This is a genomic window from Stenotrophomonas sp. YJH_SMC_53, assembly GCF_059369995.1.
In genome coordinates this window covers 126,964-152,356 of sequence record NZ_JCAFTF010000002.1, presented here as the reverse complement: position 1 = coordinate 152,356, position 25,393 = coordinate 126,964, and the positions used below count along the sequence as shown (strand labels likewise).

19 protein-coding genes and 3 tRNA genes are annotated in these 25,393 nt (G+C 67.2%); 8 read left to right on the top strand and 14 right to left on the bottom strand.

The features are described 5' to 3' along the window. Position 1 precedes the first annotated feature (1 nt). Together AC5P7X_RS03250 and AC5P7X_RS03245 are read left to right on the top strand one after the other, a co-directional pair. Positions 2-86: transfer RNA gene (locus AC5P7X_RS03250), tRNA-Leu, on the top strand. Between the two features lie 153 nt (positions 87-239). After that, a tRNA-Leu gene (locus AC5P7X_RS03245) sits at positions 240-324 on the top strand. A 56-nt stretch (positions 325-380) separates the two neighbouring features. Here the strand turns inward: AC5P7X_RS03245 and AC5P7X_RS03240 are convergent. After that, on the bottom strand, positions 381-1,127 hold the full coding sequence (locus AC5P7X_RS03240) for a sulfite exporter TauE/SafE family protein (protein ID WP_329841673.1): 747 nt from the start codon (positions 1,125-1,127) through the stop codon (positions 381-383). Between the two features lie 100 nt (positions 1,128-1,227). Here AC5P7X_RS03240 and AC5P7X_RS03235 point away from each other — a divergent pair, with 100 nt between their 5' ends. Together AC5P7X_RS03235 and AC5P7X_RS03230 are read left to right on the top strand one after the other, a co-directional pair. Next, positions 1,228-2,127: a LysR family transcriptional regulator gene (locus AC5P7X_RS03235; protein ID WP_188217972.1), complete on the top strand. Its 900-nt coding sequence runs from the start codon at positions 1,228-1,230 to the stop codon at positions 2,125-2,127. A gap of 50 nt (positions 2,128-2,177) precedes the next feature. Continuing rightward, positions 2,178-2,262 (top strand) — tRNA-Leu (locus AC5P7X_RS03230). Positions 2,263-2,397: 135 nt separating this feature from the next. Here the strand turns inward: AC5P7X_RS03230 and emrB are convergent. The 4 genes from emrB to emrR are packed head-to-tail and all read right to left on the bottom strand — an operon-like array spanning position 2,398 to position 7,121. Beyond that, a complete protein-coding gene (gene emrB / locus AC5P7X_RS03225; RefSeq protein WP_005415878.1) occupies positions 2,398-3,987 on the bottom strand; it encodes a multidrug efflux MFS transporter permease subunit EmrB in 1,590 nt (529 codons plus the stop codon). Between the two features lie 7 nt (positions 3,988-3,994). Beyond that, a complete protein-coding gene (emrA, locus tag AC5P7X_RS03220) occupies positions 3,995-5,176 on the bottom strand; it encodes a multidrug efflux MFS transporter periplasmic adaptor subunit EmrA (RefSeq protein WP_495214411.1) in 1,182 nt (393 codons plus the stop codon). Positions 5,177-5,187: 11 nt separating this feature from the next. Beyond that, positions 5,188-6,681 (bottom strand): multidrug efflux transporter outer membrane subunit EmrC, encoded by a 1,494-nt coding sequence (gene emrC / locus AC5P7X_RS03215; RefSeq protein WP_053501022.1) that lies wholly within the window; start codon positions 6,679-6,681, stop codon positions 5,188-5,190. Then, positions 6,678-7,121 carry a multidrug efflux system transcriptional regulator EmrR gene (emrR, locus tag AC5P7X_RS03210; RefSeq protein WP_005415875.1) on the bottom strand — a complete coding sequence of 148 codons (444 nt, stop codon included), beginning with the start codon at positions 7,119-7,121 and terminating at the stop codon, positions 6,678-6,680. Before emrR ends, emrC begins: the two co-directional genes overlap by 4 nt. Positions 7,122-7,293: 172 nt before the next feature. Between emrR and AC5P7X_RS03205 the strand changes: the two genes are divergently transcribed. Then, positions 7,294-8,175, top strand: a complete 882-nt coding sequence (locus AC5P7X_RS03205) for a helix-turn-helix domain-containing protein (RefSeq protein ID WP_171958382.1) — start codon at positions 7,294-7,296, stop codon at positions 8,173-8,175. A gap of 59 nt (positions 8,176-8,234) precedes the next feature. After that, the gene (parC, locus tag AC5P7X_RS03200; RefSeq protein ID WP_005415873.1) at positions 8,235-10,478 is read left to right on the top strand and encodes a DNA topoisomerase IV subunit A; all 2,244 of its coding nucleotides are present in this window, start codon (positions 8,235-8,237) and stop codon (positions 10,476-10,478) included. Between the two features lie 420 nt (positions 10,479-10,898). Here the strand turns inward: parC and bfr are convergent, their stop codons facing one another. Beyond that, the gene (bfr, locus tag AC5P7X_RS03195) at positions 10,899-11,387 is read right to left on the bottom strand and encodes a bacterioferritin (protein WP_005415872.1); all 489 of its coding nucleotides are present in this window, start codon (positions 11,385-11,387) and stop codon (positions 10,899-10,901) included. Positions 11,388-11,511: 124 nt separating this feature from the next. On the opposite strand from bfr, the gene AC5P7X_RS03190 reads away from it, so the two are divergent. Then, positions 11,512-13,839: a penicillin acylase family protein gene (locus AC5P7X_RS03190; RefSeq protein WP_495214410.1), complete on the top strand. Its 2,328-nt coding sequence runs from the start codon at positions 11,512-11,514 to the stop codon at positions 13,837-13,839. A gap of 82 nt (positions 13,840-13,921) precedes the next feature. Here AC5P7X_RS03190 and AC5P7X_RS03185 read toward each other — a convergent pair whose 3' ends face one another. Then, positions 13,922-15,310 carry a cation:proton antiporter domain-containing protein gene (locus AC5P7X_RS03185; RefSeq protein WP_053497121.1) on the bottom strand — a complete coding sequence of 463 codons (1,389 nt, stop codon included), beginning with the start codon at positions 15,308-15,310 and terminating at the stop codon, positions 13,922-13,924. Between the two features lie 103 nt (positions 15,311-15,413). Further along, the gene (asnB, locus tag AC5P7X_RS03180; protein ID WP_072166802.1) at positions 15,414-17,105 is read right to left on the bottom strand and encodes an asparagine synthase B; all 1,692 of its coding nucleotides are present in this window, start codon (positions 17,103-17,105) and stop codon (positions 15,414-15,416) included. Between the two features lie 341 nt (positions 17,106-17,446). On the opposite strand from asnB, the gene AC5P7X_RS03175 reads away from it, so the two are divergent. Beyond that, positions 17,447-18,325 carry a tetratricopeptide repeat protein gene (locus AC5P7X_RS03175; protein WP_495214409.1) on the top strand — a complete coding sequence of 293 codons (879 nt, stop codon included), beginning with the start codon at positions 17,447-17,449 and terminating at the stop codon, positions 18,323-18,325. A 122-nt stretch (positions 18,326-18,447) separates the two neighbouring features. On the opposite strand, the gene dapE is transcribed toward AC5P7X_RS03175, so the two are convergent. From dapE to map, 6 genes are all read right to left on the bottom strand, one after another. Further along, complete coding sequence (dapE, locus tag AC5P7X_RS03170; RefSeq protein WP_005415868.1) at positions 18,448-19,575, bottom strand: succinyl-diaminopimelate desuccinylase; 1,128 nt, start codon at positions 19,573-19,575, stop codon at positions 18,448-18,450. Beyond that, positions 19,572-19,943, bottom strand: a complete 372-nt coding sequence (locus tag AC5P7X_RS03165; protein ID WP_170944942.1) for an arsenate reductase — start codon at positions 19,941-19,943, stop codon at positions 19,572-19,574. Before AC5P7X_RS03165 ends, dapE begins: the two co-directional genes overlap by 4 nt. 31 nt (positions 19,944-19,974) lie before the next feature. Next, positions 19,975-20,841: a hypothetical protein gene (locus AC5P7X_RS03160; protein ID WP_329841667.1), complete on the bottom strand. Its 867-nt coding sequence runs from the start codon at positions 20,839-20,841 to the stop codon at positions 19,975-19,977. Between the two features lie 2 nt (positions 20,842-20,843). Further along, a complete protein-coding gene (dapD, locus tag AC5P7X_RS03155) occupies positions 20,844-21,785 on the bottom strand; it encodes a 2,3,4,5-tetrahydropyridine-2,6-dicarboxylate N-succinyltransferase (RefSeq protein ID WP_375366190.1) in 942 nt (313 codons plus the stop codon). A gap of 137 nt (positions 21,786-21,922) precedes the next feature. After that, entirely contained in the window at positions 21,923-24,532 is a 2,610-nt protein-coding gene (locus AC5P7X_RS03150; RefSeq protein ID WP_447576427.1) for a [protein-PII] uridylyltransferase, read from the bottom strand. A 20-nt stretch (positions 24,533-24,552) separates the two neighbouring features. After that, entirely contained in the window at positions 24,553-25,338 is a 786-nt protein-coding gene (gene map / locus AC5P7X_RS03145; protein WP_032955117.1) for a type I methionyl aminopeptidase, read from the bottom strand. Between the last annotated feature and the right edge of the window lie 55 nt (positions 25,339-25,393).

The following is a 25,393-nucleotide window of genomic DNA, read 5'->3' as shown; positions in this document are numbered from 1 at the left end:
CGCCCAGGTGGCGGAATTGGTAGACGCACTAGTTTCAGGTACTAGCGGGTAAAACCGTGGAGGTTCGAGTCCTCTCCTGGGCACCAACGAAAAAACTCCTCGCTTCGGCGGGGATTTTTTTTGCCTGTGCGGGTCCCATGGGGTCAGAGCCCGTTTCGCATGCGAAACAGGATCCGACTCCGGGCAAGCAAAAAGTATTGACACCCCCATAACGACACCCCATAATCTCGCTCCTCGACGCCCAGGTGGCGGAATTGGTAGACGCACTAGTTTCAGGTACTAGCGGGTAAAACCGTGGAGGTTCGAGTCCTCTCCTGGGCACCACGTCGAGAATGAGAAAGACCCGCGAAAGCGGGTTTTTTCATGCCCGGAATTTGGCATCAGAACAATGGCCGCAGCACCAGCTCCAGGCCGAGCAGCAGCAGGAAGCCAAGGAAGCACGCCCGAAACACCCGCGCGCTGATCCGCTGCCGGATCACCTGCCCCAGCCACATGCCCAGCAGCGCCGGCACCACCGCCAGTGCACTCAAGCCCAGCTGCTGGATGCCGAACGCACCGTGCAGCACCAGGCCCGTGGTCAGTGCAATCGTCGATACGGTGAACGCCAGCCCGAGCGCCTGCACCAGTTCTTCGCGCTGCAACCCCAGTGATTGCAGGTACGGCACCGCCGGCATCACGAACACGCCGGTGGCGCCGGTCACTACGCCGGACAGCGCGCCCACCAGCGGCCCCAGCCAGCGCTCGCGCCGCTGCGGCACGCGGAACACCGGCGCAAGCAACGCATAGGCGGCATAGACCATCAGGGCCACGCCCAGCGCAACGCGCGACCCGCTGCGATCGACCCGTACCAGCAGCGCTGCCGAACCCAGCGTCACCACCACCACGGCCAGCATCATCGGCCACAGGCGCCGCACGATGGGCCCCAGCGCTGGCCCGGACAACAGCTGCCACACATTGGTGACGAAGGTCGGAATGAACAGCATCGACGCTGCCGCCACCGGCGACAGCGTACTGCCCAGCAGCCCCATCGCCACCGTCGGCAACCCCATGCCGGTCACCCCCTTGACCACGCCGGCCAATACGAACACCAGCACCAGCAGCACGTAGAAGTACATCGATTCATCCATGCCTTCATTGGATCGGGCGGAGCAACGGCGCACAATGCGGTCTTTCCGGCCCTGCCTTCGGCTGATCCGAAGGCGGTGGCCCTGCGATGAGGGCACCCACATGCGGATGGACATCGCCGACCTGCGCCTGTTCCTGGCAATCGCCGAGGCCGGGAGCATCACTGCCGGCGCAACGCAGGCGAACCTGGCCCTGGGTTCGGCCAGCGAGCGCCTGCGCACGATCGAAGCCGATGCCGGCACCCTGCTGTTGAACCGGCATCCACGTGGCGTCAGCCTGACTGAAGCCGGCGCCGCCCTCGCCCACCATGCACGCCTGATCCTGCAACAGCAGGCGCAGCTGCGCGGCGAACTGCAGGCATTCGCGCAGGGGGCGCGCGGCACCCTGCATCTGTATGCCAACACCGCAGCACTGACCAACTACCTGCCCTCGCGGCTCGCACCGTGGTTGGCCGAACGACCCCGCCTGCACGTCGAACTGCTGGAACGCACCAGCCCCGAAGTCGTGCGTGCAATCAGCGCTGGCCAGGCCGAGGCCGGCATCATCAGTGATGCAGTCGACGCCACCGGCCTGCAGCAGCATGTGGTGGCCGAAGATCCACTGGTGATGCTGCTGCCTGCCGATCACCGCTTTGCATCACTGCGCAGCGTGGCCTTCGCCGATATTGCCGGCGAGACCTTCGTTGCCCTGGCCGATGGCAATGCACTGCAGACCTACATCGAAGACCAGGCGCGCGACATCGGTCGCCGACTGGACGTGCGCATCCGCATGAAGACCTTCGAGGGCGTCTGCATCATGGTCGGCCACGGCATCGGTGTCGGTATCGTGCCGCGTACCATTGCGCGCCAGCATCGGCGCAGCACGCATACCGTTGCGGTGCCGCTTGCAGATGCGTGGGCACAGCGCCGCCTGTGCGCCTGTTTCGCCGAGTGGGCGCAGCTGTCACCGGCGATGCGCAGCCTGCTGCACCACCTGGGCGTGCAAGCGCAGAAAATAGTGTGAAATGTTGTTGACACACTCTCTGCCGTGCCGCACAATTCATCTCCTGAGTCGCCCAGGTGGCGGAATTGGTAGACGCACTAGTTTCAGGTACTAGCGGGTAAAACCGTGGAGGTTCGAGTCCTCTCCTGGGCACCACGACTCAAGATGATCAAACCCGCGAAAGCGGGTTTTTTCGTTTCCGGAGGCTGGGTGGCACGCGATGACGTGGATCCACCAGACAGAAACCCCGCCTTGCGGCGGGGTTTTGTGCGTTTCAACGCCAATGGTCGATCAATGCCCACCGCCCGCGGACGCCGCACCTGCGCCTGCGCCGAACGGCGGCTTGGCCAGCCACAGGAAGGTGATGATCGCCAGGAAGATCCAGCCCAGCAGGAAGAAGATGTCGTTGAAACCCATCTGCGATGCCTGGTGGTTGATCATGTTGTTCAGTACCGCCGCGCCATGTTGCAGGTCGCCCTGCCCCATTGCAGTGACCTGCTCCTGCATGCCCGGCTGATAGGCCGAGATGTGCTCGGTCAGATCGGCATGGTGCACCTGGGTACGCCGCGCCCACAGCCACGTCGTCAGCGAGGCCGCGAAGCTGCCGCCCAGCGTGCGCAGGAACGTCGCCAGGCCGGAGCCCGCCGCGATCTCGCGCCCATCCAGGTCCGACAGCAGGATCTGCAGCACCGGCATGAAGAACAGCGCCACGCCAATGCCCATGATCAGCTGCACGCCGGCCACGTGCATGTAGTCCACCTGCAGGTTGAAGTTCGAGCGCAGGAAGCTGGTCATCGACAGCACGATGAACGCCACGCTGGCCAGCATGCGCATATCGAAGCGCGACGCATACTTGCCCACGAACGGCGTCATGATCACCGGCAGGATGCCGATCGGTGCGGTCGCCAGGCCTGCCCAGATCGCGGTATAGCCCATGTCACGCTGCAGCCACTGCGGAATCAGCAACGCCACGCTGAAGAACGCCGCATAGGCCACCACCATCGCCAGCGTGCCGGCACGGAAGTTGCGGTGCCGGAACAGCTTCAGGTCGACGATCGGATCCTTGTCGGTCAGTTCCCAGATCAGGAACACCGTCAGCGTCACCACCGCCACGCAGGCCAGCACCACGATCTTCATCGACGAGAACCAGTCCTCGTCGTTGCCCAGGTCGAGCACCAGCTGCAGCGCGCCGACACCGATCACCAGCGTGATCAGGCCGACGTAGTCCATCTTCGGCTTCTCGATCTGCTCCGGGCGTCCCTTCAGCTGGTTGCCCACCACCAGCGCGGCGAAGATGCCCAGTGGCACGTTGATCAGGAAGATCCATTCCCAGCTGTAGTTGTCGGTGATCCAGCCACCGAGGATCGGGCCGCAGATCGGCGCCACCACCGTGATCATCGCCAGCAGCGCCAATGCCTGTCCGCGTTTCTCGCGCGGGTAGATCGAGACCAGCAGCGACTGTGTGATCGGGTACATCGGACCGGCCACGAAACCCTGCAGCGCACGCGACACCACCAGCATGCCCATGCTCTGCGCAAGGCCGCACAACAGCGAGGTGATGACGAAGGCCAGCGTGGCCCAGACGAACAGTTTGCGTTCGCCGAAACGGCGGCTGAGCCAGCCGGTCAGCGGCAGCGCGATGGCCGTGCTGACCGCGAACGAGGTGATGACCCAGGTCGCCTGCTGCGAACTGGCACCGAGGTTGCCGGCGATGGTCGGCAGCGAGACGTTGGCGATGGTGGTGTCGAGCACCTGCATGAACGACGCCATCGCCAGGCCGACGGTGCACAGGGCGACGCTGGGCGGCAGGAACCCGGAGGCTGCAGCCGGCGCCGCCGGTGCGCCCGGAGCGCCGGGCGCGGCTGGAGCTTGTGCGGACATGGCGACCTCAGCCCACCTTCGCCTGTTGCTGCGGCAGGTTGCCCTGGATGATCGTGTGGATCACCTCGTCGGCATCATGCAGCTGCTTGGCATACACGTCGGTGTCGAACACCGTGCCCTTGGCCGGGGTGCTCGGCAGCACTTCGCCCTTCTGGTCGCGCAGGCTCACTTCGGCCTTCATCGACAGGCCGATGCGCAGCGGGTGCTCGGCCAGCTGCTTGGCATCGATGGCGATGCGCACCGGTACGCGCTGCACGATCTTGATCCAGTTGCCGCTGGCGTTCTGCGCCGGCAGCAGCGAGAACGCCGAGCCGGTGCCCAGGCCCAGGCTCTGGATGCGCCCCTTGTACTTCACGTCGCCGGCGTACAGGTCCGACTTCAGCTCCACTTCCTGGCCCAGGCGCATGTGGCGCAGCTGGGTTTCCTTGAAGTTGGCCTCGACCCACATCTGCTCGGTCGGCACCACAGCCATCAGGGCATTGCCCGGCTGCACGCGCTGGCCGACCTGCACCGAACGACGGGCGACGTAGCCGGAGACCGGCGCAACGATGCCGGCGCGGGCATTGTTGAGGAAGGCCTGGCGCAGCTGCGCAGCGGCGGCCTGCACATCCGGCTGGGTGGCGATCACGGTGTCGTCGACCAGCGCGCGGTTGCGCTCGACGGTCTCGCGTGAACCGGCCACGGCGGCTTCGGCCGCGGCCAGCTCGTCGCGGGCGTGGGCCAGTTCTTCGTTGGAGATGGCGCCGGTGGCGGCCAGGTCCTTGCGGCGGGCGTAGTCTTCGCGCACGCGCTTCAGGGTCACCTGGCGGGCGTTCAGGTCCGCCTGCGCGCCTTCCACGCTGCGGTACAGGCCGCGGGTCTGGCGCACGGTCTTGGCCAGGTTGGCTTCGGCCTGCTGCAGCGCCACTGCGGTGTCGGACGGGTCCAGCTGCACCAGCAGCTGGCCGCGCTCCACGCGCATGCCGTCATCGGCATTGATGGCGACCACGGTGCCGGCCACCAGCGGGGTGATCTGCACCTGGTTGCCCTGCACGTAGGCATCGTCGGTCTCTTCGAACCAACGGCCGAACATGAAGTACCACAGCGCCAAAGCGGCAAGCAGTAGCACGACGATCACGAACAGGCCGCGCAGCAGGTTGCCGCGGCGGTTGGGGGCGGCCGGGGCCGCGGTGTTTTGGGTCTGGCTCATGTCGGAGATCTTCAGGAATGCGAGGAATCGGAATGGGAGGCGATCGGTGCGCGGTCGGCGTCAGTGGGTTGGAAACCACCGCCCAGCGCCTTGCTCAGGCGCACCGAGGACTGCACCTGCTGCGACTGCAGGCCGGCCAGCTGCTGCTGCGACTGCAGCAGGGTGGACTGCGCGGTCAGCACGTCCAGGTAGCTGCCGATGCCGGCGCGGTAGCGCTGCTGGGCCAGGTCGAAGGCAGCGCGTGCGGTGTCCACCGCCTGCTGCTGCGACTGCGCCTGCTGTGCCAGCGAGCGCACCGCGTTGACCTGGTCGGCCACATCACGCAGCGCATCGAGCACGGTCTGGTTGTAGTTGGCCACCGCCAGGTCGTACTGCGCATCGGTATTGGCCAGGTTGGCGCGCAGCTTGCCGCCCTCGAAGATCGGCAGGCTCAGCGCAGGGCCGATATAGGCGAAGGTGGAACTGCTCTTCAGCAGGTCGCCCACATCCGGGGCGACCACGCCGGCCAGCGCGGTCAGGTTGAAGCTCGGGTAGAACTTGGTCTTGGCAACCTTGATCTGCTTGTCGGCCGCTTCAACGCGCCAGCGTGCGGCCACGATGTCGGGGCGGCGGCCAAGCAGTTCGCTGGGCAGCACGCCCGGCAGCTGCAGTGCCACCGGATTCAGCGGCTGCGGGCGCTGGATCGACAGGCCACGGTCCGGGCCCTTGCCGACCAGCGCGGCCAGTGCGGTGCGGGCCGCGTCGATGCGCTGCTGGGCGGCCTGCACCTGCTGCTGCGCGGCCGGCACGCGGGCCTCGGCCTGGCGCACCTGCAGATCACTGTCGATGCCGGCGCGGCGGCGCTGGCGGGTCAGTTCAAGTGACTTCTGCGAACGGCTCAGCTCTTCCTCGGCTACGTCGTTGAGCTGCCACGCGTAGGCCAGGTCGGCATAGGCCTGGGTGATGCCAGTGGACAGGTTCAAGCGCGCGGCCTGCGCTTCAACGGTGGCGGCGTGGGCGCCGTCCACGGCGGCTTCCCAGGCGGCGCGCTTGCCGCCCCACAGGTCCACGCCATAACTGAAGTCGAAGGCGACCTGGCTGCTGCCGCCGTAACGGCCACCCATCTCGCTGCCGACCATCGATTCGGGCAGGCGCAGGCCGGTGTAGCCACCGGACACCGACAGGCTCGGCAGTTCGTCGGCACGTGCGGTGCCGACCTGGGCCTGGGCCTGGCGCAGGCGGGCATCGGCGGCGTCAAGGCTCGGGTGGCCGGCCAGGCCCTCGGCGACCAGCGCGTCCAGCTGCGCATCACCCAGTGCCTTCCACCAGTCCTGCGCCGGGAAGCCGGTGGCGCTCAGGTCGGTGTCGGCCAAGGTGCGTTCGCTGTGCAGGCTGTCCACGTCAAGCACGTGGCCCTGCGGGTTGAGGCCACGACTGCTGGCGCAGGCGGCCAGGGCCAGGGCCAGCGCTGACACCAGCAGCGCGCGCCCGGACCGGCGGAGAGTGGAATGCGGGATCGGGTTCATGGGGTCGTCAGTGAATCGCGGATTCGGGTAAGGAGGGACAGCAGCAGCGTGCGCTCGTCGGCGGAAAGATCACGCAGGGCGTAATCCATCACCGCGTCGCCACGCAGCTTCAAGCGCGCCCACAGCGCGCGGCCTTCGTCGGTCAGCACGATCTGCAATGCCCGCCGGTCCTGCGCATGCGGTTCGCGGCGGACGCAGCCCAGCGCTTCGAGCTTGTCCAGCAGCCGGGTCACCGCGCTGGGCACCTGATCGATGGCCTGGGCCAGTTCGTTGGCGGTGCACGGCGCCATGTTCGAAAGCACCTTCAACCCGATGTAGTGGGTGAAGCCGATGCCCAGATCTTCTTCAGCCATGGACGCGTCGAGTTGGCGGACCAGGCCGTCGCGCACCTGGCGCAGCAGCAGGCCGAAGCTGGGGGGAGTGGTTGCAGGACAGATCATGGGGGAGCATTCTCTTCCAAAAAAAATATTTCTCAATGGAAATATTTGATCTGGCATCGAATGCTGTGTTGCAGCAGTGGGCTGGATCAGTGAAGGCGCCTACCTTAATGACCCCGCCAGGTGGCCCGGTAGTACAATCTAGCCAATGGATGACACATTTCAGCCAGCAGACATGATGAACAAGGCAGAAATCCCCGCTCCCAAACGCCTGCTCAGGGACGAGGCACTGGACTGGTTCGAGCGCAACGACGGTCCCCCGGTGGTCGGTTTCCGTTTCGACAGCCCGCAAGGGCTGGTCCGTGAAGTGGATTGGCATCATCACCAGCGCGCGCAGCTGATCTGCGTCGAGCGCGGCCTGCTGACCACCCGTACCTCGCACGGCACCTGGTCGCTGGCGCCGGGCTCGGCCGGCTGGATGCCACCGCTGGAGCCGCACACGGTCACCCTCGACGGCCCCCTGCGTGGCTGGGGCATGGCGCTGGCGGCTCCGGTCTGCGCCACCCTGCCCTCCGATCCCTGCGTGCTGGGCCTGTCCAAGCTGGCGCAGGCGCTCGCCGACCGCATCTGTGACTGGCCACCGGGCTACGACACCACCTCCGAACGCCAGCACATCATCGAAGTGCTGGTGGACGAGATCCGCACAGCGCCACGCCAGCGCATGCACCTGCCGATGCCGCATGACCGGCGCCTGCTGAAGATCGCCTCGCAGCTGCTGGCCGACCCGTCCGACGAACGCAGCCTGGCCGAATGGGCGCACTGGGCCGGCCTGTCACCGCGCAGCCTGACCCGCCACTTCCGCGACGAGACCACGCTCAGCTTCGCCCAGTGGCGGCAGCAGGCCCGGCTCTCCGAAGCCCTGCGCCAGTTGACCGATGGCCGCAGCGTCGCCGACATCGCCCACGCACTGGGCTTCAGCAGCGCCAGCGCCTTCGTCACCGTGTTCCGCCGCCACTTCGGGCTGCCACCGGGGCGCTACCTGGCGCGGGCCGGCCACGGCCTGGAAACCGGGCTGGACCCTGCGCGCGGCTTGGCATCCCCCGCCGCATCCGGATAATCACAGGATTGCGAGCGGCGACCGCCGTCGCCGCCTCCCGACATAGGTAACAACGCCGCATGACCGAACTTGCCCGCCCCGTGTTCCACGGATTCGAACAACTGCCGCTGCGCGAGTACGCCGAACGCGCCTACCTCGACTACTCGATGTACGTGGTCCTGGACCGTGCCCTGCCGTTCATCGGCGACGGCCTGAAGCCGGTGCAGCGCCGCATCATCTATTCGATGAGCGAGCTGGGCCTGAATGCCGCGTCCAAGCCGAAGAAGTCCGCGCGCACCGTCGGCGACGTCATCGGTAAATACCACCCGCACGGCGACAGCGCGTGCTACGAGGCGCTGGTGCTGATGGCGCAGCCGTTCTCGTACCGCTACCCGCTGATCGAGGGTCAGGGCAACTTCGGCTCCAGCGACGACCCGAAGTCGTTCGCGGCGATGCGTTACACCGAATCCAAGCTGACCCCGATCGCCGAAGTGCTGCTGGGCGAACTGGGCCAGGGCACCACCGACTGGGCACCGAACTTCGACGGTACCCTGCAGGAGCCGACCTGGATGCCGGCGCGGCTGCCGCACCTGCTGCTCAACGGCACCACCGGCATCGCCGTGGGCATGGCCACCGACGTGCCGCCGCACAATCTCAACGAGATCGTCAGCGCGCTGCTGCACCTGCTGGACAACCCCGACGCCACCGTGCGCGACCTGTGCGAACACGTGCAGGGCCCGGATTACCCGTCCAGCGCCGAGATCATCACTGCGGCCAATGACCTGCGCAACATCTACGAGACTGGCAACGGCAGCGTGCGTGCACGCGCGACCTTCACCAAGGAAGCCAGCAACATCGTGATCACGGCGCTGCCGTTCCAGGTGTCGCCGTCGAAGGTGATCGAGCAGATCGCCGCACAGATGCGCGCCAAGAAGCTGCCGTGGCTGGAAGACATCCGCGATGAATCCGACCACGCCAACCCGGTGCGCGTGGTGCTGGTGCCGCGTTCGAACAGGGTCGACGCCGACCAGCTGATGGGCCACCTGTTCGCCACTACGGACCTGGAGCGCAGCTACCGCGTCAACCTCAACGTGATCGGGCTGGACGGCCGTCCGCAGGTGAAGAACCTGAAGACGCTGCTCAGCGAATGGCTGACCTTCCGCAGCAACACCGTCACCCGCCGCCTGCAGCACCGCCTGCAGAAGGTCGAGCGCCGCCTGCACCTGCTGGAAGGCCTGCTGGTCGCCTTCCTCAACCTGGACGAGGTGATCCACATCATCCGTACCGAGGACGAACCGAAGGCGGCGCTGATCGCGCGCTTCGGACTGTCCGAGGAACAGGCCGAGTACATCCTGGAAACCAAGCTGAAGCAGCTGGCCCGCCTGGAAGAGATGAAGATCCGCGGCGAGCAGGAAGAGCTGGCCAAGGAGCGCGAGAAGATCCTCGGCATCCTCGACAGCAAAGCCAAGCTGAAGAAGCTGATCCGCGATGAACTGACCGCCGACGCCAGGAAGTTCGGCGACGCACGCCGTTCGCCGCTGGTGCAGCGCCAGGCGGCGCAGGCCATCGACGAGACCGAGCTGGTGCCGAGCGAACCGATGACCGTGGTGCTGTCGGAGAAGGGCTGGATCCGTGCCGCCAAGGGCCACGACGTCGATGCATCTGCCCTGTCCTACCGTGAAGGCGACGGACTGCAGGGCGCGGTGCGCGCACGCAGCACCCAGCAGGTCGCGTTCCTCGACAGCGAGGGCCGCGCCTACTCGACGCCGGTGCACACCTTGCCCTCCGCGCGTGGCAATGGTGAACCGCTGACCGGCCGCTTCTCGCCGGCACCGGGCACCAGCTTCGTGACCCTGGCCAGCGCCGAGCCGGACACCCGCTTCGTGCTGGCCTCCAGCCACGGTTATGGCTTCGTCACCCGCTTCGAGAACCTGATCGGCCGCAACAAGGCCGGCAAGGCGATGCTGAACCTGTCTGCAGGTTCGTCGGTGCTGACCCCGTCGGCAGTGGCCAACGTCGCCACCGACCGCATCGTGGCAGTGACCAGCTCCGGCAACCTGCTGGCGATCGCCGCCAACGACCTGCCGGAACTGGACAAGGGCAAGGGCAACAAGATCATCGAGATCCCGAAGGCCAAGCTCGCCACCGAACGCGTGGTCGCCATCGTGGCGATCAGCCCGGGGCAGACCCTGCAGGTCCGCGCCGGCCAGCGCACGATGGGGCTGAAGTTCAACGAGCTCGACGCCTACCTCGGCGCCCGCGCCACACGCGGCCACCTGCTGCCGCGCGGCTGGCAGAAGGTGGAAGGGTTGTCGGTGGAGTGAGGCACCGCTCCTGGCAGGTGTCAACCTTGGTTGAGGTGGGTGTCAACCTTGGTTGACACGCATTACCCCGGTCCACGCCAACCTCGGTTGGCGATTTCCATCCCAATGGGATCAGAGCCGTTTTCGTCGAAAACGGATCTGACCCCGGACACGAAAAAGCCGGGGATTCCCCGGCTTTTTCGTTGTCGGCTGGCGGGCGGTGGAGCAGCTGGCGGGCGAAGGCGGGCTCGCGGTGCTCCGGTGCTGGCGTGCGACAGAACGCTGTGCTTCTTCTGGCGGAGCCGACCGCAGGTCGGCTGCTTCCCGCTTCTGGTAGAGCCGACCGCTGGTCGGCTGCTTTCTGCAGAGCAGCCGACCAGCGGTCGGCTCTACCGGAAGGCAGCCGAGCATTGGCTCGGCTCTACAGAGAGCGACGTCGGCTCAGTGCGCCGGGGCGCCGCTGCCGTCGATCTTGCTCAGCTGGTACAGCTCCAGGCCGATGCGCTTGATCAGGCCCAGCTGCTGTTCCAGCCACCAGGCGTGGTCTTCTTCGGTATCCTTCAACTGCGCCAGCAGGATGTCGCGGCTCACGTAGTCGCCCTTCTCCTCGCACAGCTTCATGCCGGCGGCGAGATTGTTCCGAACGGCGTATTCAGTGTCGAGATCCTTCTGCAGCATCTCTTCCACGGTTTTGCCCGGCTCGGTGGCATGCGGGCGCATGTCCGGGTCGCCGCCCAGGAACAGGATCCGGCGCAGCAGCGCATCGGCGTGCTGGGTTTCCTCTTCCATCTCGTGGTTCAGGCGTTCGTAAAGTGCGAACAGGCCCTGATCCTCGTAGCGGCGGGAATGGATGAAGTACTGGTCGCGGGCAGCGAGCTCGCCACGCAGCAGTTCCTTCAGGCAGGCGATGACGTCCGGGTTGCCTTTCATGGGGGGGCTCCTGTGAATCGATGTGGCATAGGGTGCCGCATTTCAGAATACGGTGATCTAATCGGAATCAGTCGCAGTTGCGCCTGCGGCTACAATCGGCCCACGAGTTCGGAAAGGACGTGCGATGCGACGTACATGGCGTTGGGTGCTGGGCGTATTGATCGCCATCGTCCTGGTCACCGCCCTGGTGCTGTGGCTGCTGCTGCGCGGCAGCCTGGCCGATCTGGACGGCGAGCATGCGTTGCCGGGACTGGCGAAGCCGGTCACCCTCGAACGCGATGCGCTGGGCGTGGTCACCATCACGGCCGGCAGCCAGGCCGACGCGATGCGCGCACTCGGCCGCGTACACGCGCAGGAACGCTACTTCGAGATGGACCTGATGCGCCGCAGCGCCGCCGGCGAACTGTCCGCACTGTTCGGACCGAAGGCCATCGACGCCGACAAGCGCATGCGCGTGCACCGTTTGCGCGCACGCACCGAGGCACACATGGACGCTGCATTGGGCGACAACGGCGATGCCGTGCGCGCCTACGTGGACGGCGTCAACGAAGGCCTTGCCGACCTCTCCGTGCGGCCGTGGGCGTACCTGCTGCTGCGGCAGTCACCGCAGCCTTGGCAGGCCAGCGACAGCGTGCTGGCCGGGCTGGCCATGTACGCCGACCTGCAGGATCCCGGCAACCAGACCGAGCTTGCGCTCAGCCGCATCCGCGCGGTGGTGCCGTCGGCGCTGTACGCACTGATCGCCCACGACGGCACTGAATGGGATGCACCGCTGTTCGGCGAACCGACCGGCAACGTCACGCTGCCCGATGCCAGCCAGCTGGACCTGCGCAAGCTGAAGGGAAAACCGGGCACCGGGCAGGAAGAAGCCGACGCCGTCGGCAGCAACAACTTCGCGGTGGCCGGTGCGCTCACCGCCGACGGCCGCGCCATTGTTGCCGACGACATGCACCTGGGCCTGCGCGCACCCGGCCTGTGGTTCCGCGTGCGCCTGCGCTACCCCGACCCGCAGGCCGCTGGCGGCCAGGTCGACGTCACCGGCTTCTCGCTGCCGGGCCTTCCGGCCGTGATCGTCGGCAGCAACGGGCACGTCGCCTGGGGTTTCACCAACAGCTACATCGACACGGCGGACTACCGCACCGAACCGGCCAATGCCGCAGTGACGGTGCATGAAGAACGGATTGCGGTGGCCGGCCAGGCCGATGTGCGGTTCCCGGTACGCGAAACCGCCTGGGGACCGATCCTGCACACGCATGCCGATGGCAGCGGCGACGCGCTGCGCTGGGTCGCCCAGCTGCCCGGTGCGGTGCGCCTGGACTTCGGTGACCTGGCCCGCGCCGGTGATCTGGACGCAGCCCTGCAGTTCGCCGACCACGCCGGCATTCCCGCACAGAACCTGGTGATCGGCGACCGCAGCGGACGCATCGCCTGGCGCCTGATCGGCGCCCGCCCGGATCGCGGTCCGGGCTGCGCGCCGGCCGGCTTCAACGCCGCCCACAACCAGGACTGCGCCCCCTGGCCGATCCGCAGCGATGCCTCGCCGGCATTGATCGATCCCCCCAACCATCGCCTGTGGACCGCCAACGGCCGCGTCCTCGACGGCGAGGCGCTGGCTACCGTCGGCAATGGCGGTTATGACCTGGGTGCCCGTGCGCGGCAAATCCGCGACCTGCTGGCGATCCAGGAGCGCTTCGATGAACACGACCTGCTGGCGATCCAGCTCGACGATCGCGCGGTGTTCCTGCAGCGCTGGTGGGCGCTGCTGCACGACGTCATCGAACGCAGTGACGACCCTGCACTGAAGCGCTTGAAGGAGGCCAGCCATCAATGGGGCGGCCGTGCCTCGACCAGCTCGGTCAGCTACCGGGTGGTGCGTGAGTTCCGTACGCAGGTGATGAAGACACTGTCCGATGCACTGCTGGCACCGGCCAATGCGCAGCTGGGCGATGACTATCTGGAGCCGCGCCTGGCGCAGCTGGAAGGCGTGGCCTGGCCGATGCTGCAGCAGCGGCCGGCCAATCTGCTGCCACCGGCCTTCGACAGCTGGGATGCACTGCTGATCGACGCTGCACGCCGTACCGAAAACGAGTTGACCAGGCAGGGACCGCTGGCCAAACGCAGCTGGGGCGAACGCAACACCGCAGCGATCTGCCATCCCATCGCACGGGCGCTGCCGGACATCGCCAAACGCTGGCTGTGCATGCCGGCCGACCGCCTGCCCGGCGACCGCGACATGCCGCGCGTGCAGACGCCGAACTTCGGCGCTTCCGAGCGCATGGTGGTTTCACCGGGCCACGAGGCAGACGGCATCGTGCACATGCCCGGCGGCCAGAGTGGGCATCCACTGTCGCCCTACTGGGGTGCCGGCCACGAAGACTGGGTGCATGGCCGGCCGACGCCGTTCCTGCCCGGCAAGGCGCAGCACACCATGACGCTGGTGCCGGCGCGGTAGTGCCGGCCGCTGGCCGGCATCCATGCAGGTGCATCCAGCATCATGAGGTTGCCGGCCAGCGGCCGGCACTACCGTTCAACGCTCAGCCCCTGCGCCGCTCGATCAGGTTCAACAGTGGCCCGGTCATCGCCGTTGTCACCAGCGCCATGATCACCAGCACCGCGAACAGCCGGTCACCGAGCAGGCCAAGTTCGTAGCCCAGGTTGAGCACGATCAGCTCCATCAGGCCACGGGTGTTCATCAGTGCACCCAGCCGCCACGCCTCACGGGCGGGCATGCCGGCACTGCGTGCGGCACTGAAGGTGCCCAGCAGCTTGCCCGTCGTGGCTACCGCGATCACCACCACGCACAACAGGCCATCGCTGGCCTGCAGTGTATCGGCGCGCATGCGCAGGCCGGTCATGGCGAAGAACAGCGGCAGCAGCAGCGTCACCGCGAACGGTTCGACGCGCGCCATCAGCAGCTCGCGCAACTGCACATTGGACGACACCGCCACGCCCGCCGCGAACGCACCGAACAGCGCATGGATGCCGAGCATCTCGGTGACCAGGGCACTGGCCAGCGACAGCAGCAGGATGCCCAACAGCCACCGCCCCTCACGGCCCGGCGCGATCTGCTGGCGGGCGAACCACGGCCTCACCAGCCCCAGCATCAGCGCCACGAACGCGACCACGCACAGCAGGTTGAGGCTGGCCGGCAGCCATCCGCTGGCCTGGGCGGCGGCCACGATCAGCGCCAGCAGGCACCACGCGGTGGCATCACCCAATGCAGCGCAGGCGATGGCGGTCTGACCCAACGGGGTCTGCGTGATGCCGCGATCGGCAAGGATGCGCAGCAACACGGGGAAGGCGGTGATGCTCATCGAAATGCCGACAAACAGTGCGAATGCCGTGAAGCCCACCCCCTGTGGGCCGTGCTGCGGGTACAGCCAGATCGCCAGGGCGACGCCAAGCACGAACGGCACCGCGATGCCGGCATGGCTGACCGTAAAGGCAAAACGCCGGCGTCCACGCAGCGCCGCCAGGTCCAGCTCGGCACCGGCCACCAGCAGGAACATCAGCACACCCAACTGGCTGAGCATGCCCAGCGGGCCCAGCGAGCTGGGCGGGAACAAGGCTCCATGCAGCGGCGGCAACAGGCTGCCGAGCATCAATGGGCCCATCATCAGGCCGGCGGCCATCTCGCCGATCACCGCCGGTTGTCCAAAGTGCTTGAGCAGCGCGCCTGCGCCCTTGGCCACCAGCAGCAGCACCAGCAGCTGCAGCAGGAACAGGCCCAGCGGCGACGCCAGATGCTGCACCCAGGTGGCTTCAGCCGGGCCCGTGGCACGGGCAACAGCTTCGGGCGCCGCCGGCCCGGCATAACGGGCCAGCAGCACGCCGACCAGCAGCGGGACCCCGGCCCAGGCCAGGTAGCGCCATCCCCACTTCGTCGGTGGCACCTGGCCCCCGCTGTGTACGTCCATGAACATTCCCCAATGTGCAGGGGGGCGATCATACAAAAAGGGGACGGAGGGGATTAAGTCGTTAGTGGCACAAGCGCCCCGCCCCCCCCCTCCGTCCCTTTTTCGGGGCTTACGCCAGTGCCTGCTCGTGCACGCCAGCGATCGCGCGCCCCGACGGATCTGCAGCTGCGGCGAAGCTGGCATCCCACGCGATCGCCGCAGGCGACGAGCAGGCGATGGACTTGCCACCCGGCACGGTCTCGGCGGCCGCACGGCTCGGGAAGAACTGCTCGAACAGATGACGGTAGTAGTAGGCCTCCTTGGTCTGCGGCGGGTTGTGCGGGAAGCGCTTGTCGGCCGCTGCCAGCACACGGTCGCTCACCTGAGCTTCGGCGTGCGCCTTCAGCCCGTCGATCCAGCCATAGCCAACGCCATCGCTGAACTGCTCCTTCTGCCGCCACAGGATGCTGTCCGGCAGGTAGCCTTCGAACGCCTCGCGCAGCACCGCCTTCTCGATGCGGCGGCCACCAAAGCCCGCACCGACCATCTTGTGCGCGGCGTCGAAGCGCATCGCCACATCGAGAAATTCGCGATCCAGGAACGGCACCCGCGGCTCCACACCCCAGGCCATCATCGACTTGTTGGCGCGCAGGCAGTCGTAGTTGTGCAGCGCGTCGAGCTTCCGCACCAGCTCGTCGTGGAACTCACGCGCATCCGGCGCCTTGTGGAAGTACAGGTAACCACCGAAGATCTCGTCGCTGCCCTCGCCGGAAAGCACCATCTTCACCCCCATGGCCTTGATCCGCCGTGCCAGCAGGAACATCGGCGTCGATGCGCGGATGGTGGTGACGTCGTAGGTCTCGATGTGGCGGATCACCTCCGGCAGCGCATCGAGGCCTTCCTCGAACGTGTACTCGAAGCCGTGATGCACGGTGCCCAGCGCTTCGGCGGCGATTGCAGCGGCGGCCAGATCGGGCGAGCCCTTCAAGCCGATCGCGAACGAGTGCAGGCGCGGCCACCAGGCTTCGGTCTGCCCCCCATCCTCGATGCGACGACGTGCATAGCGCGCGGCCACCGCCGCCACCAGCGACGAGTCCAGGCCACCAGACAGCAGCACGCCGTACGGCACATCGCTCATCAGCTGGCGTTCCACCGCATGCTCGAAGGCCTGGCGCAGCTCGGCCAGATCGGCCTGGCGACCCTGCACGTCAGCGTAGTCGCGCCACGGCTGCTGGTAGTAGCGCACCAGCTCACCGCTGGCACTGTCGAAATAGTGACCCGGCGGGAACTGCGCGACGTCGGCACAGGTATCGACCAGTGCCTTCATTTCCGAGGCGACGCGCAGGCGTCCCTGGGCATCGTGGCCCCAGTACAGCGGCACCACGCCGACCGGGTCGCGCGCCACCAGCACACGACCGGCACCACGGTCCCACAGCGCGAATGCGAAGATGCCATTGAGCTGCTCCAGCCACTGCGCTGGCGAAGCGCCCTGGCGGTACAGCGCATTGATCACTTCACAGTCCGAACCGGTCTGGAAGTCATAGGCGGTGGTCAGTGCGGCCTTCAGTTGCTGGTGGTTGTAGATCTCGCCGTTGACCGCCAGCGCCAGCTGGCCGTCGGCCGACAGCAGTGGTTGCGAGCCGCCGGCCGGGTCGACGATGGCCAACCGCTCGTGGACCAGCAGCGCGCCTTCGTCAAGATACACGCCGCTCCAGTCCGGGCCGCGGTGGCGCTGGCGCTGCGACAGTTCCAGCGCATGGCGGCGCAGGGCCGGAAGATCGTCACCGGCCTGCAGGCCGAAGATTCCGAAGATCGAACACATGGGGGAGCTCCTGTTGGGGGAATTTCACGGGTGGGAGGGTGTTCGACCGGCCATCCAGGCCCGGGTGGGGCTGCGCCCGGGCACAAAAAAAACCCGCATCGACCGATGCGGGTTTTCTGGTGTCCGGGCGTGTGTTGCTGTCTATCTACCCAGGGCGCAGTCCCGCATCGGCCGCGCACGATTATTCGCGCGCAGATTATTGCGGTTGTTGTTATTGACGGCGGTGGCCAGGCGGATCGACATGGCATCGACCCTACTCCGGTTTCCGGCACGGCGCAACCGTTGCGTTGGCAACCACTCCCCGGCGCGCATCATGGCCCGCCGCGAAACGTGTAATGGAAATGCAACACCGCACTGGACGCAGAGTCGCGCTGGCCACCCTGCTCTGCCTGGGCCTGGCCGCCTGCCAGACCCCGCCCCGTCCGTCGCCCCTGCCGCCGGCTCAGCTGCAGGGTCTGGAACAACGCGGCGCCGATGGCAGCTTCGAGGGTGCCTTTGATACCGCGCAGACCTTCGAGCGCTTCAACGATCCGCGCGCCATCGCCTACTACGAGCGCGCCGCAGCGGTCACGCCGTGGACCTTCCACACCACCAGGGCGGAAGAAGCACTGGGCAGGATCTGGATCTCCGGCACGCTGCGCCATGCCGACAGCCCCCACATCAACCCGGCACCGGTGCTGCGCGCGTCCTGGCGACGCGGTGAACGTGCCTATCTGGCGGCCGCCTACCACGGCAATCCCTATGCGTTCCACGAACTCGCCAAGGCCTATCGCCAGCAAGGCGACGCGCAGCAGGCACTGCGCTGGGACCTGCGCGGAATGATCTACGAGCGCTATCCGAGTTCATCGTCACGACTGCCGGATGCGGTCGCCGCACAGGGTGACACCGTGCATCCGCGGGTTGCGCAGATCCAGCGTCGCGCCGAGCGTGGCGATGCCGACGCACAGGTCGATCTGGGCGCGCTGCTGGAAAAGGGCGTAGGCCTGCCACGCGATCCTGCGCGTGCGCTGCAGCTGTACCAGCGCGCTGGCGAGAAAGGCAGTGTGTTCGGCCAGTACTTCGCCGGACTGCTGCTGGGCCGCGGCGCGCCCGGCGTGGAGAAGGACACCGACGCAGCCGCGCGCTGGTTCGCCAGGGCCGAAGCGCAGCACTTCTACATGGCCGCGCCGAGCTACTGGGAAAAAGCGAACAAGCCGCCGTTCTTCCTTTTTTCAGAATAGTAGAGCCGAGCCATGCTCGGCTGCTTCTGCCGGTGGACATCAGCCGAGCATGGCTCGGCTCTACAGAGATGTAGCTCCGGCGGGGGGGGGGCGTGCCGACCAACGATCGGCACCCACCCTCCTCACACCAGCAGCCGCTCCACCAGCCGCTGGTACAGCCCGGGCAGTGCTTCCAGTTCGTCCACGCGCACGTTCTCGTCCACCTGGTGGATGCTGGCGTTGACCGGCCCCACTTCGATGCACTGCGCGCCCAATGGCGCGATGAAGCGGGCATCGGAGGTGCCGCCGCCAGTGCTTTCCTCCGGTGCACGGCCGATGTGCTCGGCCAGCACCGCACGCGCAGTGGCGCGCAGCGTGCCTTCCGGGGTGTAGAACGGTTCGCCGCTGCGATGCCACTTCAGCGTGTACTGCAGGGCATGCCGATCCAGCAGCGCGGTGATCTCCGCTTCCAGTTTCGGCGCATCCCAGTGCGGGTTGTAGCGGATGTTGAAATCCACCTCGAGCTCGCCGGGAATCACATTGTTGGCGCCCGTACCGGCATGGATGTTGGAGACCTGCAGGCTGGTCGGCGGGAAACTCTCGTAGCCGTCATCCCAGCGCCGTGCGCTCAGCTCGGCCAGGGCGGGCGCCGCCTGGTGGATCGGGTTGCGTGCCTTCTCCGGGTACGCCACATGGCCCTGTACGCCCTGCACCCGCAGCTTGGCCGACAGGCTGCCACGACGGCCCACGCGCAGCAGGTCACCGAGCGTCGCGGTCGACGACGGCTCGCCGGTGATGCACCAGTCGATGCGTTGGCCGCGCTCGGCGAACAGCCGTGCGACGTGGCGCACGCCATCGATGGCATCGCCCTCCTCGTCGCTGGTCAGCAGCACCGCCAGCGTGCCGGGATGATCGGGATGCGCGGCCACGAACTGCTCGGCGGCCACCACGAACGCCGCCACGCTGCCCTTCATGTCGGCGGTGCCACGGCCGTACAGCACGCCGTCACGGATCTGCGGCGTGAACGGGTCGCTGGCCCAGGCCTCGCGCGGGCCCGCCGGCACCACGTCGGTGTGGCCCAGCAGCACCAGCACCGGCGCGCCCTGGCCATGGGTCGCCCACAGGTTGTCGACCTCGCCCAGCCGCAGGTGATCGCACTGGAACCCGGCCTGCTTCAGGCGTGCCGCCAGCAGTGCCTGGCAGCCGGCATCGTCCGGCGTCACCGAGGGCCGTGCGATAAGTTCGCAGGTCAGGTCGAGGACCGCGCTCATGCGTCACCCACGCCGAAGCGGGCCTTGAAGCCATTGTCACTGAAACCCTGGCTGACCGTGCCGTCGGCGGTGACCACCAGCGGGCGCTTGATCAGCTGCGGGTACTCGCGCAGCAGCAGCTTCCATTCCGCCTCGGAATCTGCGGCCTTGCGGTTGTCCGGCAGCTGCCGCCAGGTGGTTGAGGACCTGTTGACCATCGCGGCCAGGCCACCCAGCTGCTCAGCCCACGCCAGCAGTGTTTCCGGGCTCGGCTTGTTGTCGCGGTAGTCGACGAAGGTGTACGGCACGCCGAAGCGGTCCAGCCACTTGCTCGCCTTCTTGCAGGTATCGCAGTTCTTCAAACCGTAGACAGTGGTACTCATGGCCATCTGTGATGCTGGAAAACAGAGGCCCAGAATCTCACAACAGGCGCTCGGACACGACCCGGAACGGTACCCTTGGCAGCCGGAAGGCCAGCCCCTCGTGCAGCGCCACGTCCATCGCCTGCAGGCGCGGGCACTGCAGTTCGCCTTCCAGCTGCAGCGGCTGCAGGCTGTCGACATCCACCTGCAGTGCGATGCAGGTGCTGGCCCAGCGCCGGTCACAGGTGCGCGCAATGGCCTCATCCTGGCAGGTCAGGAAGCGCAGCAGGGCCTGATGGCCCCCAAAGGCCCCCCGCCACGCCCCGTCCTCCCAGCCCGCAGCGGCCCGCCACTGCAGGTGCAGCGCAGGCGCACTCCCCTGCCCACCTTCGATCAGGGTGTGCCCATCGCCATCGACGCGCACCACATGCTCGAAGCGCGTGGACAGGTGGGGCTGCATGGCATCGCTGAAAGCGCGCGCGCCGGCGACGAAGGCCAGCTGGTCCATCACGTTGCGATCGAACAGCACGACCGGGGTCCCGCCCGGATCATCGTCACGGCGCAGGTACCAGCGCCAGTTGCTCTGCCCTGGCGACGGCATCAGGCAGCGCAGCGGTCCCGCCAGCGCCGGCCCGAAGTGGCCATGGCGATAGCTGAGAACGGTGTAAGGCGTGCGTCCTGCATGGACCACGTAGTGATGGCCAGGTGGCGCTGGCGGGGCATGGCGCACATCGACCCACCAGCTCGCGTAGACCACGTCGCGCACGTCGCTGACCAGTACCGGCATCGGCCAGCGCCGCGACAGTGCCCGGCGCAACCGGGTCCAGCGCGGAGCGTGCAGCAGGCGCGGCAGCATCCGTCCGAACGCGTTGTCGGACGGATGCCGGTAGATCGCGGACTGCGCCAGGTCCTCCGGCGCACTCACCTTCAGTCGGCCAGGCCGCGCAGCAGGTCGTTGACGCTGGTCTTGCTGCGGGTCTTGGCATCAACCTGCTTGACGATCACCGCGCAGTACAGCGAGTGGGTGCCGTCCTTGCTCGGCAGCGAGCCGGACACCACCACGCTGTACGGCGGGATGTAGCCGTAGCTGATCTCGCCGGTGGCGCGGTTGTAGATGCGGGTGCTCTGGCTGAGGAACACGCCCATGCCGATCACACTGTGGTGGCCCACCACCACGCCCTCCACCACTTCCGAACGCGCACCGATGAAGCAGTGGTCCTCGATGATGGTCGGGCTGGCCTGCAGCGGCTCCAGTACGCCGCCGATGCCGGCGCCGCCGGACAGGTGGCAGTGCTGGCCGATCTGCGCGCAGGAACCGACGGTGGCCCAGGTATCGACCATGGTGCCTTCGCCGACGTAGGCGCCGATGTTGGTGAAGCTCGGCATCAGCACTACGTCCTTGCCGAAGTACGTGCCGCGGCGGGCGATCGCACCGGGCACAACGCGCACGCCGCCACGGCGGAACTTCGCTTCGTCATAGCCGGCGAAGCGCGATTCGACCTTGTCCCAGAACGGTGCCGGTCGTGCATCGACCACCGCCATGTCGTTGACGCGGAAATACAGCAGCACGGCCTTCTTCAGCCACTCGTTGACCTTCCAGCCGCCCTGGCCGTCCGGCTCGGCGACGCGGAATTCACCGCTCTCCAGGCCGTCGATCACGCGGTTGACCAGCGGCCTGGTCGAGCCTTCCAGCTCATGCAGGGTCAATGTGGCGCGGCGCTCGAAGGCGCTTTCGATGCCGAACTTGAGTTCTTCCACGCCGGGTGCCGACGGCTTGCGCAGCGACTTGCGGGCGATGGTTTCGGCGCGGACGGCTTCGGCGCTCTTGGCCGGGGCCGGCTTCTTCACAGCACGCTTGACCGCAGCCATTTTCTTCGCCGGGGCCTTCACCGCAGCGGCCTTCTTCGGCGCAGTGGCCTTCTTTGCGGCCGGTGCGGCTGCAGCAGGTTTCCGGGCCGCTGCGCTCTTGGGGGTCGCGGCGGTCTTCTTGGCGGGCTTGGTGGCCATCAGGCGGGGTCTCCGGCGTTTCGATCAGGGTCCAGGCAGGCCAGCATTGCGTCATGCAGCTGCTGCCGGGCAGGTTCAGTCAGGGGGAGGTCGTGTTCGTCACTGATCACGAAGGTGTCTTCGGCGCGCTCGCCGAACGTGGCAATGCGCGCATCATGCACGCGCAGGCCCTGGTTGCGCAGCACGAACGCCACATCGGCCAGCAGGCCGGGACGGTCGGGAGCGACCAGGGCAAAACGGGTTGCGCCCGGTTCATCGCGGAACTCGATGCGCGGAGCGAAGCGGAAGTGCCGCAGTTGCCGCGGTACCACACGGCGCGACGGCCGCAGGCGCGCCAGGTCACCACTGAGTGCCTCGCGCAGCGCCGCCTCCAGGTTGGCACTGCTGCCATCGGCAAACGTGTCGGCCGGGTTCACTTCGAAGGTATCGAAGATGGTATCGGCCGGACCGTCCAGCACGCGTGCGCGGTGAATGCCATAGCCCTTGCGGTCCAGGGTCATCACGATCGCGGCGAACAGGCCGTCGCGGTCGGGCGAGTGCACGAATACTTCCAGCGCCGGGTCATCCACACTGATCCGGCGCACCTTCACCAGCGCCTGGCCCTGCTTCACCGGTACCAGCGCGGCTGCCTGCCAGGCCAGCTGCTCGGGGCGCAGACGAATGAAGCCCTCATCCGGCATCACCGCAAACTGGCGATCGATGGTGGCGTCGTCGTAACCCTGCTCGCGCACCAGTGCGCGCACGCTGTCACGTGCCTCGGCCACGCGTTCGGCGGCCGGTACCGGATGCTCCAGCCCCTCGCGCAGCGCGCGCCGGGTGGCGAAGTACAGGTCGGCCAGCAGGCGGTCCTTCCAGGCATTCCACAGCTTCGGGCTGGTGCCGGCGATGTCGGCACAGGTCAGCAGGTACAGGTAGTCCAGGCGGTCGCGGCTGCCGACCAGGGTGGCGAAGCGATGGATCACCACCGGATCGGCGATGTCCTGCTTCTGCGCGGTCACCGACATGCGCAGATGCTGTTCGACCAGCCATGCCACCAGCTCGGTATCGGTGCCACTGAGCGCATGCGCCTGGCAGAACGCACGCGCGTCCACCGCACCCAGTTCCGAGTGGTCGCCGCCGCGGCCCTTGGCGATGTCATGGAACAGGCCAGCCAGCAGCAGCAGTTCCGGCTTGCGCAGGCGTGGCCACACTTCGTGCGCGATCGAGAAGCGCTCGTCGGCACGGCTGCTGGCGAACTGGCCGATGTTGCGCAGGACCATCAGCGTGTGCTGGTCGACCGTATAGACATGGAACAGGTCGAACTGCATGCGCCCGCTGACCTGGGCAAACGCGGGGATCCACTGGCCAAGCACGCCCAGCCGCGCCATGCGCGAAAGCGTGTCGACCGGGCGCTGGCCGCGCAGCAGGGACAGGAACTGCTCGCGTGCATCGGCATCGGCCTGGTCGTAGGCCGGCAACAACGGCAGCGCTTCGGCCAGCGCGCGCGCGGTCAGCGAATGCAGGCCTCGCACCTGTGGATTGTTGGCCCAGCTGGAAAACAGGGCGAACACCTGGCCGATGTCACCGCGCGGCCAGTCGGCCTCGTTGGCGGCCAGGTAGCCGCGGCGCAGGGAGAAGCCCACGGTCAGCGGTTCCGGCTGGGCCTCGCCATCGAACTGTTCCTCGAAGCGCTGCAGCAGGCGGTCGCTGATCCGGCGCACCACCAGCGCGGCGCGGTAGAAGCCCTGCATCATTTTCTCGACACCGAGATTCTCGGCATCGTCTTCGAAGCCCAGGCGCGCGGCCAGGGTCTTCTGGTAATCGAAACGCAGACGCTCTTCCGGGCGGCGCGCGACCAGGTGCAGGCCGAAGCGCAGCCGCGCCAGCACCGCACGCTCGCGCTTCAGCGCAGCCGCTTCGTCGGCACCCAGGTGGCCCAGGCCGACCAGCGCTTCCAGGTCGCGTACGCCGAAGGCGCGCAGCGCCATCCAGCCCAGCGTGTTGAGATCGCGCAGGCCGCCGGGACCATCCTTGAGATCCGGCTCCAGGTTGTCGGCAGTGTCGCCGAAGCGCTGGTGGCGGTTGCGCAGCTCTTCCAGCTTGGCCAGGAAGAAGGCACGCGCCGGCCACAGCTCGCGGTCGTCGATGGCCTCGCGCAGCGCACGGCGCGCTGCATCATCAGCCAGGATCGGACGCGCCTCGATCAGCGCGGTCAGCACGGTCTGGTCAGCCGCCGCCTCGCGGCACTGCAATGCAGAACGCACCGCATGGCTGACCGCCAATCCGCAGTCCCACAACAGCGCGAACAGGCGTGCCAATGCCGCTTCATGCGCCAGTTGTGCGGGCGGGTCGCCGAACACCAGCAGGTCGATGTCCGAACGCGGAAACAGTTCCCCCCGGCCATAGCCACCGACCGCGAACAGCGACAGGCCGCTGTCGGCCGGCAGGCAACGCTGCCAGGCCAGGCGGATCAGATGGTCGGCCGCGCGCGCCCGCAGCGCCAGCAGGCGCTCGATGTTGTCGCCCTGGTCGAAGCGGCGATACAGTCGCGCGTCGGCCTGCTGCAGCGCCTGGCGCGCGGCAGCAGCCCAGTCCGGGTCGTTGAGCGACGCGGCCGGCGTGTCCAGCAGCGAACTCGCCGGCAGCATCGTCAGGAGACCTGCGACTCGCCCGGCGACAGCGTCAGCACGTCGACGCCGGTCTCAGTGACCGCGACCATGTGCTCCCACTGCGCCGACAGCTTGCGGTCCTTGGTCACCACGGTCCAGCCATCCGGCAGCACCTTGTTGTAGCGGGTGCCCTCGTTGATCATCGGTTCGATGGTGAAGGTCATGCCGGGCTGCAGCACCAGGCCCTGGCCCGGGCGGCCGTAATGCACCACCTGCGGCTCGTCGTGGTAGACCTTGCCGATGCCGTGGCCGCAGTACTCGCGCACCACGCTGAAACGCTCGCCTTCGGCATAGCTCTGGATGGCATGGCCGATGTCGCCCAGGGTGGCCCCCGGGCGCACCGCGCGGATGCCGCGCCACATGGCTTCGTACGTGGTTTCCACCAGGCGGCGGGCCATCACCGACGGGGTGCCGACGAAGTACATGCGGCTGGTGTCGCCGTGCCAGCCGTCCTTGATGACGGTGACGTCGATATTGATGATGTCGCCATCCTTGAGCACCTTCCCTTCGCTGGGGATGCCGTGGCAGATGACATTGTTGACCGAGGTGCACACGGTCTTCGGGAAGCCGCGGTAGCCGACGTTGGCCGGAATCGCGCCCTGCACGTTCACGATGTGGTCGTGGCAGATGCGGTCCAGTTCCTCGGTGGTGACACCGGGCTTGACGTGGGGGGTGACGATGTCGAGCACTTCGCTGGCCAGGCGGCCGGCGATGCGCATCATCTCGATTTCCTGCGGGGTTTTCAGATTCACGCTCATGGCACCCATTATCGCCGATCCGGCCGCAATCTGAACGAACGCCACCCAACTGCCGATCCGGGTC